Annotated in this window: 15 protein-coding genes and 5 pseudogenes; 11 read left to right on the forward strand and 9 right to left on the reverse strand. The window is 68.8% G+C overall.

Annotated elements, in window-relative coordinates; translation table 11 throughout:
- The coding region (locus ACZ3IC_RS32945; protein WP_467422256.1) for a transposase domain-containing protein at positions 1–155 on the reverse strand (155 nt) is incomplete at its 3' end.
- Between the two features lie 1,336 nt (positions 156–1,491).
- Here ACZ3IC_RS32945 and ACZ3IC_RS32950 point away from each other — a divergent pair.
- On the forward strand, positions 1,492–2,736 hold the full coding sequence (locus tag ACZ3IC_RS32950; RefSeq protein WP_467422235.1) for a hypothetical protein: 1,245 nt from the start codon (positions 1,492–1,494) through the stop codon (positions 2,734–2,736).
- Between the two features lie 148 nt (positions 2,737–2,884).
- Here the strand turns inward: ACZ3IC_RS32950 and ACZ3IC_RS32955 are convergent, their stop codons facing one another.
- Positions 2,885–3,229, reverse strand: coding sequence for a hypothetical protein (locus ACZ3IC_RS32955; protein WP_467422237.1), 345 nt, complete (start codon positions 3,227–3,229; stop codon positions 2,885–2,887).
- 92 nt (positions 3,230–3,321) lie between these two features.
- Here ACZ3IC_RS32955 and ACZ3IC_RS32960 point away from each other — a divergent pair, with 92 nt between their 5' ends.
- Both ACZ3IC_RS32960 and ACZ3IC_RS32965 read left to right on the forward strand, forming a co-directional pair.
- Positions 3,322–3,582, forward strand: a complete 261-nt coding sequence (locus ACZ3IC_RS32960) for a hypothetical protein (RefSeq protein ID WP_467422238.1) — start codon at positions 3,322–3,324, stop codon at positions 3,580–3,582.
- 149 nt (positions 3,583–3,731) lie between these two features.
- The gene (locus ACZ3IC_RS32965; RefSeq protein WP_467422241.1) at positions 3,732–4,394 is read left to right on the forward strand and encodes a hypothetical protein; all 663 of its coding nucleotides are present in this window, start codon (positions 3,732–3,734) and stop codon (positions 4,392–4,394) included.
- A 46-nt stretch (positions 4,395–4,440) separates the two neighbouring features.
- Here ACZ3IC_RS32965 and ACZ3IC_RS32970 read toward each other — a convergent pair whose 3' ends face one another.
- The 3 genes from ACZ3IC_RS32970 to ACZ3IC_RS32980 all read right to left on the reverse strand — a co-directional run bounded on the left by ACZ3IC_RS32970 (position 4,441) and on the right by ACZ3IC_RS32980 (position 5,977).
- A complete protein-coding gene (locus ACZ3IC_RS32970) occupies positions 4,441–4,737 on the reverse strand; it encodes a hypothetical protein (RefSeq protein WP_467422242.1) in 297 nt (98 codons plus the stop codon).
- A complete protein-coding gene (locus ACZ3IC_RS32975) occupies positions 4,734–5,144 on the reverse strand; it encodes a hypothetical protein (protein ID WP_467422244.1) in 411 nt (136 codons plus the stop codon). Before ACZ3IC_RS32975 ends, ACZ3IC_RS32970 begins: the two co-directional genes overlap by 4 nt.
- Before the next feature lie 95 nt (positions 5,145–5,239).
- A complete protein-coding gene (locus ACZ3IC_RS32980; protein WP_467422246.1) occupies positions 5,240–5,977 on the reverse strand; it encodes a hypothetical protein in 738 nt (245 codons plus the stop codon).
- 76 nt (positions 5,978–6,053) lie between these two features.
- Between ACZ3IC_RS32980 and ACZ3IC_RS32985 the strand changes: the two genes are divergently transcribed.
- The 3 genes and pseudogenes from ACZ3IC_RS32985 (at position 6,054) to ACZ3IC_RS32995 (ending at position 8,272) form a co-directional block, all read left to right on the forward strand.
- Positions 6,054–6,413: a hypothetical protein gene (locus ACZ3IC_RS32985; RefSeq protein WP_467422248.1), complete on the forward strand. Its 360-nt coding sequence runs from the start codon at positions 6,054–6,056 to the stop codon at positions 6,411–6,413.
- Positions 6,414–6,575: 162 nt separating this feature from the next.
- Positions 6,576–6,803: pseudogene (locus ACZ3IC_RS32990) on the forward strand (maleylpyruvate isomerase N-terminal domain-containing protein); the annotation flags it as partial.
- A 1-nt stretch (position 6,804) separates the two neighbouring features.
- A pseudogene (locus ACZ3IC_RS32995) lies at positions 6,805–8,272 on the forward strand (ISKra4 family transposase).
- A 30-nt stretch (positions 8,273–8,302) separates the two neighbouring features.
- On the opposite strand, the pseudogene ACZ3IC_RS33000 reads toward ACZ3IC_RS32995, so the two are convergent.
- The 3 genes and pseudogenes from ACZ3IC_RS33000 to ACZ3IC_RS33010 form a co-directional block, all read right to left on the reverse strand.
- A pseudogene (locus tag ACZ3IC_RS33000) lies at positions 8,303–8,407 on the reverse strand (DUF6086 family protein); the annotation flags it as partial.
- Positions 8,408–8,575: 168 nt separating this feature from the next.
- Entirely contained in the window at positions 8,576–9,658 is a 1,083-nt protein-coding gene (locus ACZ3IC_RS33005) for an IS3 family transposase (RefSeq protein ID WP_467422258.1), read from the reverse strand.
- A pseudogene (locus tag ACZ3IC_RS33010) lies at positions 9,562–9,795 on the reverse strand (transposase); the annotation flags it as partial. The pseudogene ACZ3IC_RS33010 and the gene ACZ3IC_RS33005, both read right to left, overlap by 97 nt.
- A gap of 298 nt (positions 9,796–10,093) precedes the next feature.
- Between ACZ3IC_RS33010 and ACZ3IC_RS33015 the strand changes: the two are divergent.
- Together ACZ3IC_RS33015 and ACZ3IC_RS33020 are read left to right on the forward strand one after the other, a co-directional pair.
- A complete protein-coding gene (locus ACZ3IC_RS33015) occupies positions 10,094–10,333 on the forward strand; it encodes a hypothetical protein (protein ID WP_467422250.1) in 240 nt (79 codons plus the stop codon).
- A gap of 191 nt (positions 10,334–10,524) precedes the next feature.
- Positions 10,525–14,661 carry a S8 family serine peptidase gene (locus tag ACZ3IC_RS33020; protein ID WP_467422251.1) on the forward strand — a complete coding sequence of 1,379 codons (4,137 nt, stop codon included), beginning with the start codon at positions 10,525–10,527 and terminating at the stop codon, positions 14,659–14,661.
- A 142-nt stretch (positions 14,662–14,803) separates the two neighbouring features.
- Here the strand turns inward: ACZ3IC_RS33020 and ACZ3IC_RS33025 are convergent, their stop codons facing one another.
- Positions 14,804–15,016, reverse strand: coding sequence for a helix-turn-helix domain-containing protein (locus tag ACZ3IC_RS33025; RefSeq protein WP_467422254.1), 213 nt, complete (start codon positions 15,014–15,016; stop codon positions 14,804–14,806).
- Between ACZ3IC_RS33025 and ACZ3IC_RS33030 the strand changes: the two are divergent.
- From ACZ3IC_RS33030 to ACZ3IC_RS33040, 3 genes and pseudogenes are all read left to right on the forward strand, one after another.
- A pseudogene (locus ACZ3IC_RS33030) lies at positions 14,952–15,128 on the forward strand (Lrp/AsnC ligand binding domain-containing protein); the annotation flags it as partial. The gene ACZ3IC_RS33025 and the pseudogene ACZ3IC_RS33030 sit on opposite strands and share 65 nt — an antisense overlap.
- Positions 15,129–15,275: 147 nt before the next feature.
- The gene (locus ACZ3IC_RS33035; protein WP_467422261.1) at positions 15,276–15,458 is read left to right on the forward strand and encodes a winged helix-turn-helix transcriptional regulator; all 183 of its coding nucleotides are present in this window, start codon (positions 15,276–15,278) and stop codon (positions 15,456–15,458) included.
- Between the two features lie 125 nt (positions 15,459–15,583).
- Positions 15,584–15,967, forward strand: a 384-nt coding sequence (locus ACZ3IC_RS33040; RefSeq protein ID WP_467422263.1) for an IS6 family transposase, incomplete at its 3' end; no start/stop codon positions are given.

Raw genomic sequence — 15,967 nt, forward strand, 5'->3', positions numbered from 1 at the left:
GCGGGAAGCAGCCGTTGACGTTGCTCGGCCCGCCCGCACTCCGCCACCACCTCATCCACCAGCTCCGGCGGAAACGCACGCGTGAGCACTCCCAGCGCGATGCGATCCGAAAACCGATCACTCTCAACTGCCTTCAACTGTCCTGGCCTTGGCACACCAACTCAACGAGCCAGCGTCAGCAAAGTCACCGGCATTGAGTTTAGGCCGCCAGTTCGCAGACCTCCGGCACCAACACCCTTGGGTGCCAGTCCGGGAGGAGAAGGGGGGGTGGCGCTGATGAACGATCCATGCGACAAGCGCGACAGGAGCAAGTGGCCCGAGCCAGATCGGTGGCAGGTCTTCCTGGCGGCGGCGAGTCTGCTGGTGACGATCACCGCCCTGGTGAGGTAGTTCCTCGGCGAACGCCGAGTGCTCACCCCGAGGAGGACCGGTGGAAGACCAGGCCGGACGCTGCGAGTGCAGCGAGCCCGGTCGCGAGATGGTCGACCGGGCTCGGCTTCGGCAACTGCACGAGGCCTGGCTCCGGGGCGGCAACCCTGGAGTTAGGCCTTTGTGCGCGGGATCGACTGCGCTGGCTCCGCACACCGTGACGCAAAAAGCTTTACCCACGGGTCAAGTTATAAGCGTCATTGCGCACCATAACCGATTGCGCACGCACTGGGTTATGGGCCTGCGACGGCCCAGAGAGGCGTGGACGTAGCCTCGGGCTGGGCCGCAGACACGCCGCCCGGCGCCCGGCGCCCGCCCGGGGATGTTCCGCAACGGCCCGGATTTCCGCGATCCGCTCCCGCTCTCTCTTCCGCCGATTAACACGTCAGGTGGCCACGCCCACGGCCGCGCGGCCGGACACCGCGTGCGCGCGAACACGATGGAGCCGGCCACCGCCACCCGACACCGCCCGACCACCGCCACGGCACCGCCACCCGGGCCTGCCGGGTGGCGGTCACCACCGCCCGGGTGGCGGTCACGTGGCGGTCACGGGTGGCGCCTGGCCGTGAAGACCGGAGGCCAGACACGTCCACCTGAAGAACCTGCCGACCACCCGCCAGCGACCTGCCAGCGACCTGCCGGAGCGGCAGGCACCGGCAGGCCACCGGCAGGCCCGTAAACGCTGTGACCAGCAACGGCAGGTCGGCAAGCCGTACCCCCCTCCCCGCCCCGCAGAAGCGGGGAACCGGGCCTCACAGCTCACAGGCGGGCCCGTGGTCCAGGGGAAACGCCCTGTGAGGCTCACAGCCCACACCGACAGCCCCGGCGGGCCGGACACCGGCGGGCAACAGACCTCACCACGACCCGCACAGCCGACAACTGACGCCCCAAAACCCCTGTACGCCTCTCTAAGTCGCGAACGCCACTCGCCCCGTGCCGAGAGACCCGGAGCGGCTGACAGACGCTCAGAGGAGCACGCAGGGGGCCGCTCGTCGGCGCGCCGTGGCACACTCCTCCCCTGATCGCGGGGTGCATGACCCCTGCGACCTGGGAGGGGACACCTTGGCTCTGCTCGCCGAGCAGCTGCGCAGCCCGGACCCGGGCACCCGGTACGACGCCATCGACATGGCACGCAGTCTGATCACGTCCTTGCGGGGTGATCACACCGGTCTGGTGCGGCTCATCGGCGACTGCCTGCTGCCGGGCGACTCCTACACTGCTGCGGCCGCGGCCGAGGCGCTCGGGTACTTGGCCGCCCTCGCCGAACCGGCCCGGGAGGCCCTCGCCGCCTACGTCACCGCCCACCAGCCTGCTGCGTGGGCCAGTCCGCACCGTGCCTTGCGCCGTGCCCACCAGCAGGCCGTCGTGGCGTTGGCCGGCCTCGGAGACGAACGGGCCCTGCCCAGTCTGCTGACCGCGCTGGACACCGACACCGACGCCTGGCGCGCCCTGGGCGCGGTTGGCCACCTGCCCCAGTCCGCCGCGGAACTCACGCCCCGGCTCGTCCGCCGCCTCGCCGACATCGACCACTCCCGGGAGTGGCCCGATGTCAGCCCTACGACCCTCGCCTCCGCCCTCGCGAAGCTCGGTGATCCGGCGGCCGTGTCCGCACTCACCGAGGCCGTCCAGGCCGCCGTCCGGCACAAGCAAGGGCGCACCGCGGAGCCTGTCCTGAAGGCGCTCGCGTCGTTCGGTACCCGCGCCGCATCCGCCCTGGGCGTTGTCCGCCCCCTCACCGACGCGGACGATGTCTCCCTCCGCACCGCCGCGGCGGGCGCCGTCTGGGAACTCGAACGCCGCCCCGAGAACGTCGTGCCGCTGCTGGAACGCCTCCTCGACGACCACCGGAACTTCCACGCGATCGACCTCGCCGGCCGGATCGGCCCTCCCGCCGCAGCTGTACTACCGCGCCTGCGACAGATCCGGAATCAGCAGGTCGAGCAGAACGCGCGCAACGAGCAGAACGATGCGGCCGTGCTGAACGACTCGTGGACCCTCGTCCACGTCGCGTCAGCCCTGTGGGACATAGGCGGCGCCGACGAGGCCGGCATCGTCGTGCCGGCGCTGCTGGCCGCCTGGAAGGACAACGACTCCACCGCACGCGACGTCGTCGCCTGCCTCAACCGCATGGGCCCAGCAGCACGCCCCGCCCTGCCCCAGATCCAGGCAGCACTTGAGCAACCTCATCGTGGCGACCAACGGTGGGGAGGCGCCGTCGCTTTCGACCTTGAAGTCGAGCACACCTGCCGTGTCATCCTGGCTCGCCTGCTGGACCTTCCGGACCCCGCGCCGGCCAGGGAGGAATAGGCCCCGCCCCATTGGTGTGCAGGGCTCCGAGCTGGGCCCTGCACACCGACGGGTGCTACGCGGCAGGGGTGTAGTGGACGACGGTGGTCTCGCACGCCTCCGCACACACCTTCAGCGCGTCCGCCTCCGCCCGGTCCGCGGCGAGGCCTCAGCGGAGCTTCGTGGCGACCAACTCCCCGACATACCGGCAGTACACCTCGGGCAACGGCGGCATCCACTCCGCCGGGGCCTTATCCGCCTTCGCCCTGTTGGTGTGCGCGGTGATCGCAATCAATGAGGTGGAGACGTCCTGGTCGTTCGCGTACGCCTCACGACGCGCGGCCGTCCAATCCGCCGCTCGGAAATCCCAGTCCTCCGCGAGGAGGACCATGGGGTTGATGCCGAGCTTGGCAGGGTTGTTGACCTCCTGGCCGTCGTAGTACGACACCCACAAGCCCCCGGACAGCTTGCAGTCGGCCGCCGCATCCGGCGCCACGATCGCCTCGGACAGCAAGGTCTCTTCTCGTCGTCGCTGCCGAGGTCATCTCCAGCGTCTACAACCACAACGACATCGGCATCGGCATCGGCATCGGCATCGGCATCGAGATGCTGATCTACAGGGCCCTGTTCGGCGACGCTGTCGCGGCCTGTGTCGTCTCCTCCGAACCCCTCGGAGGCCCCGCCTTCCACGTCGCCGGCCCCGCCGACATCCTGGAGTACGTCCTCCTCAGCAGCCTCGACCCCTACTCGAACAGGACCGGCGTCAATGGATTCCACTTCGACTCCATGAAGGAAGCCCCGTCGGCCGCGGACGACGTGCCGCCCACCGTCCTCGACTGGATCGGCGGCCGGTCCACCACGGCCTGAACACAGGCCCGGGCCGCGGGCCCACCACGCCCCGACGCACCATCAGACAGTCACGCACCCAACAACGTGACGACGTTCAGGCACTCACACACTCCACAACGTGACAGCGCCCGGGCCGCCCTTCCATCGCCGTGTGGTGGGATGGCCCGATGAACGCTCGTGATGTCGCTCGCCGACTGCCGGATATCGCCACCCTGCGAAACCTGTGCCGGTCGATGGCGATGCTGGACGCGATCCTCCAGCCCGGCGCACCATACCTGCGCCACCACCGGTTCGACGCCCACTGGTCCGCGACGCAGGAACTGGCCTCGATGGACAACGGCGGGGGAGACGCGTACTCCGTCGTCTTCTCGGCGGCCGGAGCGTACATCCGCGGGTTCGACCACGATTCCCCCATGAGCCCGTACGCGGGCGACGGGACGCCGTGGCCCGGCGTGGTCGACACCGTCCCGGAGGTGTTCCGGTCCTGCGTCGAGGAACCTGCCTTCCATCTGGAGGGCATTGCGCACATCACCGTCTGCCTGTGGCGGGAGAACACTGACGGGCAGTGGCGGACGGGAGAGGTCGACTTCGACGGCGGCCGTTCCGTTCCGGACGGGTCCGACTGGCTCTTTCGCCGCCTGGTCGACGGGACGCCCGAGACGTACCAGGCATGGGCCCAGAGGTACTACCGCACTCCGGTGGACCTGGACGCGGTCATCGATGTGTACGAGCTGCGGCCTCTCACGCCGGAGCTGGTCGCCGCCCTGAACCCCGCCGTGACGCCGGAGCAGCTCGGTGACACCATCGCGTCGATCTGCTACCGGGCCTGAGCAGAAGCGGGGCCCTCGGCGGGCCGTCCCTGCCCTGCGTCTTCCGCTACTGGAACTTCTCCACAGGCGTGCGCCGGCCGGCCCGGAAGTCGATCAGGGCGGCACTGATGTCGAGCGCCGAGCCGAAGAAGAGCACCGACCGGTCGGCCGCCACGAGGATCGTCCCGCCGCCCCGCACGCGGTGCACGACAGCGACCGCACCGTCCTCGGGCAGCAGCACGTGACCGATGTCGGCGTCCGGAGCGATGCGGCGGTACAGCGCCTCGCCGAACTCGATGAGCCGCCGCTGCTCCGGCGTGGGCGGCAAGGCGTCTGCGGACTTCTCCGCGCTCTCCTCCCTCATCCCGCAGCCCCGTCCCTGTCCACGTCGTTGATCGCCGCGAGCTCCGCGATCAGGTCCGCGTCGCGCATCCCGGGCAGGGCGTACCCCTCGGCCTCGTCCCACGGGACGTCGAGGTCGTCCATGTGCACGCGCCATTCGGCGTCCGGCATGGCCCGGCGCAGCTCCGTGACGGAGTCCAGCACATGGGCGATCACCGGCATCAGGCGACCGGGATCGAGCGGCGTCTTGGTGGACCCGGCGACGATCTCCTGAGGCCCGGCCGCACGCCGGTCGTACACGTACAGGCTTTCCTCGTCGCTGTAGGGAAACGACGCCATGTGTGCGGCGACGACGCGCGCGATGGAGGCCGACTCGGCCTCGGTCAGTGGTGTCGTGCGGTGCGCGCTGTAGTAGAGAGAGACGCTCATGGCGGAAGCGTATGAGGGGGGTGTGACAGTGCGGGGGACGAACCCCGCCCGGGACCGACGCCGCACAAGGACGGACAGCCCTTCTCTCCCCATGGCTACGCCGACGGCGCGGCGTGCTCGAGACGGGTCCGGAGTTCGGCCTCGGCCGCGGCGAACTCGGCAGGCAGCCCGGGCAGGAGAGCGAGGGCGGCGGCGATGAGCTCCGCCGACGCCCGCGGGTCCTCCCGAACGGCCCGGACCAGCACGTCCGCGTCCATCGGGGCCAGTCGGTAACGCCACATGGGGTGGGCGTGCGTCGCCGCGTAGCGGGCGGTCAGGATCTCGACGGGGGACAGCTCGGCTCCGCACCGGCGCAGGAACATCGCCAGGCCGTACTGGTTGATGAGCCCGCAGATCTCCTCGGCGTCGGCCTGGTTGCGGTGGTGCGCGTCGTGGATCTCGTAGACCACGGCGTACACGAGCGCGCGTTCCCGGGCCGTGCGCGGCATCGGGAACGGCTCGTCCCTCAGCAGCGCCTCGATGTCGGCCGGACGGAGGAGGGGACGACGGCTCGTGCCGGTGGAGGAGACCGTCAGGCGGACGGCACCGAGTGCGACGGCGTCCTGCGAGAGCGTTCGCGCGTACCGAAGGCCCTCGCTCGCCGCCGGCTCGGCCTCCCGGCAGGCCGCCCGCACCTGCGTGACCGTCGGCCCGTCGGTCCACGCGAACGTCCACGCGCGTGCCGAGCCGGACCACTCGGCCTCGACCGCACCGTGCCGGTGGAGTGCGAGGCCGAACCGTTCGGTGAGCGTACGGGCGAGTCGGCGAAGGCGCGTCGCGCGGTCGGAAGCCATCGGACGCCAGTATCCACCGGACCCAGCGGGACCCACGCACCGGTTCGGCCGTCGCGAAGCGCCGGTCCCGGCCCTGGTGCGCGCGGCGCTTCTGGCTGATGACGACCTGCCCGAAGGGCGGGAGTTCCAGGGGACGGTGCACCTGGTTGCCGCGATCGGGCTCGGGGCGCAGGAGGTGGGGGCGGACGCACCGGCCGAGGCGTTCGCCGACTGGGGCATGTTCGGGCTGAACGCGGACGTGCTGGTGCCGGTTGGGCTGGCCAGCGACGAGGATCTGGTGCGGGCGCGGACGGTGCTGCTCGGCCTGCTGGCTTCGTTCACTTTCAGCAGCAGCATTTGTCTGCTGGTTTGGGCAGCAGTTGGCGATCTCCGGGCTCGTGGATGTTCACGAGAAATAGCGGCAGGACCTGCTGCCGGCTCGGCATGTCCACTCTGATGCCTGCGAGGTCCCGGTTCGGGTGCCTCGGGGGATGGTCATGCTGTGGGCGATGACTTTGCTCTAGTGGGAGAGTCTCTTCTTCGAACACCCTGCCGGACGACCACGTGTTCCGGTCCAGGTGCAATGCAGAGCATGAATCGTGACAGGAGACTCGCCCGTATGACTGGTTCGGAGCTGGCAGCAGATCGCAGTCCGGGGACCGGGGTCTGGCCACTGATCCGTACTGAGCGAGCGGCACTGGTAGCCGATCTTGCAGATTTGTCCGACGATCAGTGGGCGACCCCGTCGTTGTGCACCGGGTTGATGGTGCGTGAGGTGCTGGCGCATCTCACTGCGGGGGCGAGCCTCAATGCTGTGCGCTGGCTGGCGGGTGTGATCCGCTGCCGCGGTGTGCGCGGAGTTGGCGGCCCCCAAGGCGACGGTGATGACGTACTCGCAGTTGGAGGACCTGCTGGGGACGCGGATGCGCGAGGTCACCCGGCAGTTGTTCCAGGACCACCTGACGCTGCGGGCCATGGACGAGGTGCGTGTTGATCAGGTCGTGGACGCCGCCGGCGTCGAGCGCACCCGGATCGAGCGGGGCCGGCACCGAACAACCCTGGCCACAGTGTTCGGCAAGGTCACCGTGACCCGGATCGCCTACCGCGGCACCGGCGTGGCGGACCTGCACCCGGCCGATGCGGTGCTGAACCTGCCGGACGGGATGCACTCGCACGGGCTGGCCAAGCTCGCCGCGATCGAGTCCGCCCGCGGCAGCTTCGCCGACGCTCGCGAGCGGATCAACGCCCTCACCGGCTCCGGATTCGGGCACCGGCAGGTCCAGGAACTCGCCATCGGCGCCGCGGCGGACATCGACGCGTTCTACGACGCCCTCGTGCCGGCCCCCCTGCACCGACGCCACACCGCTGATCTTGTCGGCCGACGGCAAGGGCGTGGTGATAAGACCCGAAGCACTGCGCGAGGACACCGCGAAGGCCGCGGCGGCCAAGGGCGGCAACGCGATGAAGACCCGGCTGGCGTCCGGGGAGAAACACGGCAGGAAACGGATGGCCACCCTAGGAGCCGTCTACGACGCCGAGCCCGCGCCACGCACGGTGGACGACGTTATCGCCCACCCCGACCGGCAAGACGCCGGCCACGGCGCCGAGCCCGAGCGCCGCCAAGGGCCGAAGGCCCGGTCGAAGTGGTTGTGCGGCTCGGTGAACGACACCGCCGCACAGGTGGTGGCCGCCGTGTTCGACCAGGCGGAGCACCGCGACCCCCACCACAGCCGCCCCCGGGTCGTCCTGGTCGACGGGGCCCGCCATCAGATCGACCTCATCAAGGCCGAAGCACGGCAGCGCGGCGTGGACGTCCACACCATCGTCGACCTGATCCACGTACTCGAGTATCTGTGGCGAGCGGCCTGGTGCCTGCACGAGGCCGGCGACGCCTCCGCCGAGACCTGGGTCGCCCGCCACGCCCGCATCCTGCTGGGCGGCGGCGTACAGCAGACAGCCACCGCGCTCCAGACGGCCGCCCGCACCGCCAGACTGCGCGGCGCCAAGCGCAAGGGCATCGACGAGGCCGTGAACTACCTGACCGTCAAGGCCGAGCACCTCCGCTACGACACCGCCCTGGAACGCGGCTGGCCGATCACCACCGGGATCACCGAGGGAGCATGCCGACACCTGGTCAAAGACCGCCTGGACCTCACCGGCGCCCGCTGGGGCCTCTCCGGCGCTGAAGCCGTGCTCAAGCTGCGTGCCGTCCGCGCCAACGGTGACTTCGATGCCTACTGGGCCTGGCACGAACAGCAGGAGTTCACCCGCAACCACCAGGCGCGCTACCGCGACCGGCTCACACTCACCGCCTGATCGACAACACCCTCATTGGATCTGCACCCGACCCACTTCGGCTTGATAGACGGTGACCTGGCTCATGAACAGCCGGGACGCCCCGTTGGACGGGTTCCACAGGGTTTGGTCGCCCAAGTCGTAGTACTGGCTCACGTCAGCCTCTCACTGGTGTGGTCATAGGGGGCGACATTACGGTCAGTCAGCCCTCGGGGAGGCACCCCGAACCACGGTCGGGCGATATTCACGAGTTTTGGCTCTGGGCCACTTTCTGTGGTTGCGTACGCAGGGTGAAGTTCCCCCCGGGTCCTGGACAGCGGGTGTTTACGCTGCGGGGGCGAGGTCCTGCCTGAGCAAGGTTCTCGTTTCGAGCGGGGTGACGTACCCGTACTCGGGATGCCTGCGGAGTCGGCTGCGGTTGTACTCGATCTCGATGTAGCGGAAGACATCGGCCCGGGCGGCCTCGCGGGTTTCCCAGACGGTGGTTCCGATCTCCGCTTTGAGGACGGCGAACCAGCTTTCCGCAGCAGCGTTATCGTAACAAGAGCCGACACGTCCCATCGATTGCCTCAGGTGCAACTTGCTTATCTCGGTGCGGAATTCGTCACTCGTGTATTCGTTGCCACGGTCGGTATGCATGATGCAACCCTTCTCCAGGCCGCCGCGTCCGGCCGCCATCCGCAGGGCGGCAACCGGCAGCTCGGCACGGTGGTGGTCGGCCATCGCCCAGCCGATCACCTCCCGCGTCGCGAGATCGATGCAGGTCGCCAGATAGAACTTCCCTTCCAGGGTGACGAGTTCGGTCATGTCACCGACCAGCCGCATCCCGGGGCGGGGTGCGGTGAAGTCCCGGCCGATCAGGTCGGCGGCGAACACCGCCCGCTTCGCCTGCCGGGTCAGGCCCCGACGCCGGCGGCGGGTGATCCCGATGATCCGGTGCTTGCGCATCAGCCGCTCGACCCTCTTCGAGTTCACCGCCCGCCCCGCCCGCCGCAGAGCGGCGTGGATCCGCGGGGCCCCGTAGGCACCGCGCGATCCGGCGTGGAGCACTCGGATCTCGTCCACCAGGCGTTCCTCCTCGCGCCGCACGGCCCGGCGCGCCAACGCGGCCGCTTGGTGCGCGTAGTAGGTAGAGCGCGGCACTCCCAGTGCACGGCACAGCAGCGCAACGCTGTGCCCTGCGAGATTGTCGTCCGATGCCTTCTGCGCGTCGATGAAGCGGCACCGCGTGGCGGTGTCTCCCTCATCTTGTCCTGCGCGAAGAAGGCGGTCGCTTTTCCCAGGATGTCGACCGTCTTCTCCAGCTCGCGGACCTTGCGCCGCAGTTGGGCGAGCTCTTCCCGCTCTGCGCTGGTCAGAGCCCCCACAGGCCCCTCGCCCCGGTCGACCGCGGCCTGCTGCACCCAGCCACGCAGACCCTCCGGGCTCACCCCCAGGTCCCGGGCGACCTCGGTGACCGTCTTTTCCGACGACAGCGCCAGCGCGACGGCATCCCGCTTGAACTCCGCCGTGTACCGCTTGCTCGTATTGCTCTTCTTGCTCACTACCTGTGACTACTTCCTCCGGGACCTTCCGTCCCAGTATCAGGCTGTCCAGGTCAAAGGGGGAGCTTCATCTGCACCCTTCGACATTCGTCGGGCCGTCGATGGGAATGTCCCGACTTTCGACCGATGACGGAGCTGTGCCGCCGGCCATAAGGTCCGCGCAACCTGTCATCCGGCAGAAGGGGCGAACAAAGTCTCATGCACCGTGTCCGGTCGAACCCCTCGTGTCCACGAGCACCACCTCGGGGCTGGAAAGTGCCGACCCCGTCCGGTTGATCCAGCTTCTGGAAGCACGGTAATGAACATATTCTCGCGTTTCGTCATCGCATCAGGAGTGGCGAGGGCCAGGATTCGTGAGCACGTGCTGGAATCTGCCGGGGACTATGGCGGCGACGAAAAGCCCGACATGATCGCGGTCGACGTCATCCGGCCGAAAGAGGCCGAGCAGGGTTTCGAGCTCCTTGCGATCACGAACTTCAGTCCGTACTGCAGCACGCTGGGCCGCGGAAACGAGTCGCGGTTGAAGAAGTGCGACTGAGCCGAGATCTGCCTGATCAGGAATTCACGATGTGGGGTTGCATGCACCCCGTACGTAGGAGAGCTGTACATGTCTCATCGTCCCTCCGCTCAACCAGCCCGTCTCAGATCGCGTCCGTTCGCGTCAACCGCGACGGTCGGACGTGTTTGGACGTTGATCGTGGCGCTTGCCGTCGCCGCAGAGGAGCTTTGATGCCAGTGATTGCACGTACCCGGCGCACCCTCAGGGGCGCGGCTGCGGTCATCGTTGCGGCCCTGACGCTTGGCGTCGGTTCGGCGCTGCCCGCGACGGCGGCGAGTCAGGCCGAAAGCACGATCGCGAACGCGGGCGCTCCCGGTGCCATCAAGGATCGGTACATCGTGATCCTCGGCAAGGGAGCCGACGCCGAATCGGGCAAGGGCAAGGCGCTGGCCGCCAAGTACGGTGCCAAGGTCAAGAGGACCTACCACACGGCGCTCAACGGCTACGCCGTCGAGCTGACGGAGAAGCAGGCGAAGCGGTTCGCCGCCGACCCGGCCGTGGAGTCCGTTGTGCAGGACCAGGTCGTCAAGGCGACCGGCACCGACCCGACCGGCACTCAGCCCAAACCGCCCTCCTGGGGGCTGGACCGGATCGACCAGCCGGCCCTGCCGCTCGACAGCAGCTACACCTACGCGGGTTCGGCTGGCGGCGGAGTCACGGCCTACGTCATCGACTCCGGTGTGCGCATCAGCCACGAGGACTTCGGCGGCCGCGCCAGCTACGGGTACGACGCCGTGGACGGCGACAACAGCGCCGAGGACGGCAACGGCCACGGCACGCACGTCGCCGGCACCGTCGCGGGCTCGTCGTACGGTGTGGCCAAGGCGGCCGAGATCGTCGCCGTACGCGTGCTCGACAACACCGGCTCCGGTTCCACCTCCGGCGTCATCGCGGGCGTGGACTGGGTGACCGCCCACGCCGTCAAGCCCGCGGTGGCCAACATGAGCCTCGGCGGCAGCATCAACACGGCGCTGGACACCGCCGTCCGCAACTCCATAGCCTCCGGGGTCACCTACGCCGTGGCGGCGGGCAACGACAACGTCGATGCCGCCACTTCGTCCCCGGCCCGCGTGACCGAGGCCCTCACCGTCGGCTCCACCACCAGCGGCGACGCCCGCTCCAGCTTCTCCAACTACGGAAGCACGCTGGACATCTTCGCGCCCGGGTCATCCATCACGTCGGCGTGGCACACCGGCGACACCACCAACAACACCATCAACGGCACCTCGATGGCATCCCCGCACGTGGCCGGAGCAGCAGCGCTCTACATGGCGGACAACCCCACCGCCACCCCGTCGCAGGTCGCAAAGGCGCTGACCTCCACAGCCACCACCGGAGTGGTGACCGCCCCGGGCACCGGTTCCCCCAACCTGCTGTTGAACGTAGCGGGCTTGCGTTCCGGTCCTCACGGCACCGTCACGGGTACCGTCACGGACGGCACGGCTCCGCTGGCGGCGGTCAAGATCACCGTGGGTGACGTCACGGCGATGACGGACGGGCAGGGGCGCTACACCCTGACCACGCCGACGGGAACGTATGACGTCAGCGCGAGCAAGTTCGGGTACGCGACCAAAAGCGTTTCAGGTGTCGCGATCGCCGACGGGCAGACGGTGACCGAGAACTTCGCGCTGACCGGGAAGCCGCGTGTGAATGTCACGGGCACGGTCCGTGACGGTTCCGGTCACGGCTGGCCGCTGTATGCGACCGTGCGGGTCAAGGACGAGCCGACGGCGGTCGCCTACACCGACCCCAAGACAGGGAAGTACACCCTGAGCATGCCCGCCGGATCCACCTACACCCTGCAGGTCGACCCGCTGGACCCGGGCTACCGGCAGGACACTCACGACGTCCAGGTCGGGTCGGCGGATGTGACGCACGACGTCGACGCACTGGTCGACCCGAAGGCTTGCACCGCGGCCGGCTACACCCTCCACGACGAAGGCACCACCGAGCCGTTCGACGGCACCACCGCGCCGACAGGCTGGACCGTCGATGACATGATCGGCAACGGCCAGACCTGGGTGTTCAACGACCCCGGCAAGCGCGGCAACAGGACCGGGGGGTCCGGCGGCTTCGCCGTCATCGACAGCGATCGCTACGGCAACAACAATCAGGACAGCTCGCTGATCAGCCCAGTGATGGACTTCAGCCAGCACACCCAGCCGATCCTGTCCTTCCGCACCGATTACATGGGTTCCTACTCGGAGAGTGGGGACGTCGATCTCAGCGTCGACGGCGGCCAGACATGGACCACTGTCTGGCACCACACCAGCAACAGCGTCCTGGGGCCGCGGACCGAGACCGTGGACCTGTCCCAGGCCGCCGGCAAGGCCAACGTCCAGGTCAGGTTCCACTTCACCAGCCGTTGGGGCTTCTGGTGGCAGGTCGACGACGTCTTCCTCGGCGGCCGCACGTGTGTCCCAGTGCCGGGTGGCCTGGTCCTCGGCCAGGTGACCGACAAGAACACCGGGGCCGCCATCAACGGCGCCACGGTGACCTCGGCCGACAAGCCCGCCGAGAAGACGACCTCGGCGCCGACGCCGAACGACCCGAACCTGGGCGACGGCTTCTACTGGATGTTCTCCTCACTCACCGGGGAGCACACCTTCTCCGCCACGGCGGGGAACTCCTACAGCGCACAGGCCATCACCGTCAATGTCGCCCCGCACCAGGCATCGGACGGCACGTTCGCCCTGCCCGCCCCCCGGCTCACGGTCAGCCCGGCCGAACTCAGCACCACCGTCGGCTGGAAGGGCCAGGGCAGCTCCACCCTGACCCTGAAGAACACCGGAACCGCCCCGGTGACCGCCGACATCCGTGAGCTGCCGGGCGGCTACCAGCCCGCCGCGGAGCAGAAGGGTGCTCCGCTGCAGGAGGTGAAGGGAGACTACAGTCCCCTGCGGCTGCAGCCCGGCACGACCGCGCGGGCGGCAGCCAAGCCGTCGACGACGCCGTACGCGGCGCCGTGGACGACGCTGGCCGACTACCCGATTCCGATCATGGACAACGCTGTGGCCACCGTTGGCGGCAAGGTCTACTCGGTCGCCGGAACCGACGGCACGAACTTCCTCAACAAGGCCTACGTCTACGACCCAGGTACGCAGGCGTGGAGTGCCCTGCCCAACCTGAGCACCGGACGTGAGGCTCCGCAGGCGGCCGCCTACGGCGGAAAGCTCTACGTCTTCGGCGGTTGGGAGGCAGACGGGAATACGGTGGCCAAGACCGAGATTTACGACCCAGCGACCGGCGCCTGGTCCACCGGCGCCGACAACCCGAAACCACACGCCGGTGCCGCCGTGGCCGTGCTGGGCGGCAAGATCTACATCGTCGGCGGCTGCACGACCGCCTGCGGCACGACGGATGTGCAGGTGTACGACCCGGCCTCCAACTCCTGGAGTTCGGGGCCGGCGTATCCGGAGCCGATCTCCTGGCTCGGCTGCGGCGCCATCGCGAACACGCTGAACTGCGCGGGCGGGTGGCAAGACGCAGGCACCAGCACCAAGCACGCCTATGGCTACGACCCGGCATCGGACAGCTGGAGCTCCGTTGCCGACCTGCCGATCGACCTGTGGGCGATGGGCTATTCGGCGGCAGACGGCAAGCTCCTGGTGTCCGGCGGCGTGACCAACGGCACCAGCACGCTCACCAACCAGGGCTTCGCCTACGACCCGCGTTCCGATACCTGGACCGCGCTGCCCAACTCCAACAACACCGTCTACCGCGGCGGCTCCGCCTGCGGCTTCCACAAGATCGGAGGTTCCACCAGAGGGTTCACCGCGGTCAGGAGCTCCGAGCTGCTGCCCGGCTATGACCAGTGCGCCACGACCGATGTCCCCTGGCTGTCAGAGGACAGGACCGATGTGACAATCCAGCCGGGCGAGAGCGTTGACGTCACCGTGAGTTTCAAAGCGGACGTCGCCGAGATCACCCAACCGGGCACCTTCACCGCACAGCTCACGATCAGCGCGAAGACCCCGTACGCGATCGCGCCGGTGCCGGTGACATTCGTGGTGAATCCGCCGAAAACCTGGGGAAAGATCACCGGGACGGTCACCGGAGTCGGCTGCACCGGCACACCGGCGCCGCTGAGCGGAGCGACCGTGCAGATCCTTTCGAAGACGGCGAGCTACACGCTGAGGACCGACCGAAACGGTCAGTACGTGTTCTGGCTGGATGTCGGCAACAACTCGCTCACGGTGATCGCGTCCAAGGACAAGTGGGCAACGCAGCCCGCATCGGTCAAGGTCAAGCAGGGCATGACGACCACGGCCGACTTCTCTCTCAAACCCGGCTACACCTGCACCTGATCCGACACTCCGTGCGGGCCGGGCCCGGGCCCGCCCCGCACGGACAGGTCGCGGCCCCGCCACCGATCCGATGGCGGGGCCGTCGCCCTTCTCCGCCGCCCGACTGCAGCGCGGGGCAGCGGGCCGTCGCCGTACTGGGGGTTCAGCAGGCAGGCCGGTAGCGGCCGGTGAACCGCGCGAGTTTCAGTCCGAGGTACAGGCAGAGACGTTCGTTGCCGCCTTTGAGGCTGGCGCCTGCCAAGTGCTCAAAACGCTGAATCCGGTAGTACAGCGACGTACGATGCAGCTTCAGGCGTTCGGAGGTCGTGGTGGCCGGGCTGGTGGAGCAACCGCAGGTGGCCAGCGTGGAGCACACCTCGGGGTGGCAGGACCTGCTGCTCACCGTGCTGGTTGCGGACCTGGCAGCGCTCTCCCGGCTGCTCACCGAGGTGATCGGCCGCCTGGACGGGGTGCTGGCCACCCGCAGCCAGATCGTCACCGAGTTGCTCACGGAGGGCTCCCGCTGGGACCTGCGGGCGCTTGACCGCGACCAGCGGCAGGTAATGCGCGACGGACGCGACGAACTGGCGGTGCAGAAGTCCGACCCCAACCCCGCACCCGAGGACATGCCGCTGATGCTGGCGCTCGGCCGCGACGGACGGCTCGGCTATCAGGAACTGACGCAGCGTACGGGGATGAGCGAGTCCACCGCCCGGCGGCGTACCTCGAGGCTGCTGCGCACCGGCGTACTGCTGCCGCGGTGCGGGATCGCGCACTCGCGGTCCAATTCTGCCCGGTGTTCGTCACCTACCGGATGAACGTCCCGTCGGCAGTGTTGGCGCGAGTGGGCTCCGGACTGTCCGGGGTGCCGTCGGTGCGGATGTGCGCCTCGATCTCCTCGGCGCACAACCTGGGGCACTGTCACGTTGACTGGCCGGGTGGGATGATCTTCTGGTTGGTCGCGCCGGGGAGGGATTCGTTCGTGTCGTCCGCGTCGCCGTCGTACAAGGGCCACCGGTACCCGGCGGAGGTGATCGCGCACGCGGTATGGCTGTACTTCCGCTTCCCGCTGTCCTTCCGCGAGGTCGAGGAGCTGATGCTCGAGCGCGGCGTCATCGTCTCCTACGAGACCATCCGCCGCTGGTCCGCCAAGTTCGGCCAGGACTACGCGGACGGACTGCGCCGCCGTCGGCCACGGCCCGGGGACAAGTGGCACCTGGACGAGGTCTTCCTGAAGATCAACGGAGAGCAGAAGTACCTGTGGCGGGCCGTCGACCAGGACGGCAACGTGCTCGACATCCTCCTGCAGAGCCGCCGGGACAAGGCC

The sequence above is a fragment of the Streptomyces sp. NPDC002958 genome, from assembly GCF_055563255.1.